Source organism: Streptomyces marokkonensis (genome assembly GCF_039539045.1).
GTDB classification, from domain to species: domain Bacteria; phylum Actinomycetota; class Actinomycetes; order Streptomycetales; family Streptomycetaceae; genus Streptomyces; species Streptomyces marokkonensis.
This window is the reverse complement of record NZ_BAABCQ010000366.1, coordinates 1-1,610: the sequence shown is the minus strand read 5'-3', so window position 1 is coordinate 1,610 and position 1,610 is coordinate 1. Positions and strand designations below refer to the sequence as shown.

The window sequence follows — 1,610 nt, the reverse complement described above, 5'->3', positions numbered from 1 at the left end:
CCCGACTTCGAAACCGGCGACGTCCTCTACCTGACAGGACGGGCAGAGATCTTGGCCGGCGCCGACGCCGCTTCCATGATCCCGCACAGCAAACTCGCTGTCCGAGTGCGGGTGGAGGCGGCTCGATTCGTGAAGGACGGGCTGCCGTTCCGTGGACAACTGCTGGACCAGTCGCCCTACAACCCGCCGGTACGCAGGTTGGCTCACGAAATCAGCGGAGCGGAGTCCCGCTCAGCCGACAGCGTCGACGCGGACGGCCGACCGGTGGGGAAGGCTACGGCGACATTGATCCGCGCACACCATCTGACGCCGACGATCTCGCGATACACCTTCCGGCTCGCCCCCGATCTGTCCACCCCACGGTCGAGCGCAGAGTTCCAGCAGCTCGAACCCTGGCGCGCGGGGCAGCACGTCACTCTTGATTTCTCCGCCACACTCGATCGCGGATGGTCACACATGCGCGACCACGACCCCCGCTCACTCAACGACGATTACATCCGGGCCTTCACCATCTCGAGCCCGACGCTTCCCACCCCTGAAGAACGCACCGCAGGAACGGAACACCGCGGACCGCTGAGCGAGGCCGAATTCGAGGTCACTGTCCGGAGGAACGGGCCGGTCACGTCACTCCTGGCCAAGTGGAAGCCCGGTGCGCCGCTTTCCGCCACCGTTTTGGACTTCGGCGGCGAAGAAGAGGTGAGGTACGCCGACGCAGCCAAGGGGTCGCGCACCGATGACGACATCATCGTGGTGGCCGCTGGAGTAGGAATCACACCTCTCATGGCGCAGGCGCAGCCCGTGCTGGAATCCGGCCGGAGGATGAGAATCCTCTGGAGCCTGAGAACGGATGACCTGCCGCTGGCAGTCGACGTCCTGGAAAAAGTCGACGGCCTGGGAGCGGTAACGGAGCTGTTCGTGACCCGATCGGTCGACGGAAAACAAGACGCAGAAATCGACAGGATCCGCCGGCTCGGCACAGTAGTACGCACCCGACGGATCCAGAAGAACGACGTTCTGACCAAGGGCACAGCGACTCGGCGGCGATTCTATGTGTGTACAGGTTCCGGTCTGAGGAGGTCGGTCCTGGAATGGACGGCAGGGGAATACGTGCAGTTCGAGACGTTCGACTACTGACGTAGGCCCGGTCAACCTCCCCCGGAACCCGTCCACGGGGTGGGTGAGGCCAGTTGGCGCCTCGCCTTGACACATCCCGGGGACAGCGCAGGTCCCCTTCTCGAAACAGCAGAAAGGCAGAGTTGAAATGACTACGTCGTCGCCGCAGCCGGGAGCCCGAATCGTGGACGTAGGCCACTACCAGCCCCCGCGGGCGGTGAGCAACGACGAGATCGCGCGCATGGTCGATACCAACGACGAATGGATCAGACAGCGCGTCGGGATCGCCAGCCGGCGCTTCGCGGACACTGAGTCCGTCGCCGACACCTGAGCAGCGACACAACGGGCCTGACACACCATCAGAACGAGCGTCAAATGGGCGTCACGAGCGTCATTCCAGCGTCAAGATATCGCCCGTAACGCCCACACCGCACATATTGATCAGAAACTCATGGGGTTCTCGTCCAGGACGGTGGGCGGGGTGGGCAACACATCCG

The 1,610-nt window shown here is 63.8% G+C and carries 2 protein-coding genes; both read left to right on the top strand.

Annotated elements, in window-relative coordinates:
- The coding region (locus ABEA26_RS35900; RefSeq protein ID WP_345598259.1) for a ferredoxin reductase domain-containing protein at positions 1-1,134 on the top strand (1,134 nt) is incomplete at its 5' end.
- A 163-nt stretch (positions 1,135-1,297) separates the two neighbouring features.
- Complete coding sequence (locus ABEA26_RS35895; RefSeq protein ID WP_345598257.1) at positions 1,298-1,444, top strand: hypothetical protein; 147 nt, start codon at positions 1,298-1,300, stop codon at positions 1,442-1,444.
- The last annotated feature ends 166 nt before the right edge of the window (positions 1,445-1,610 follow it).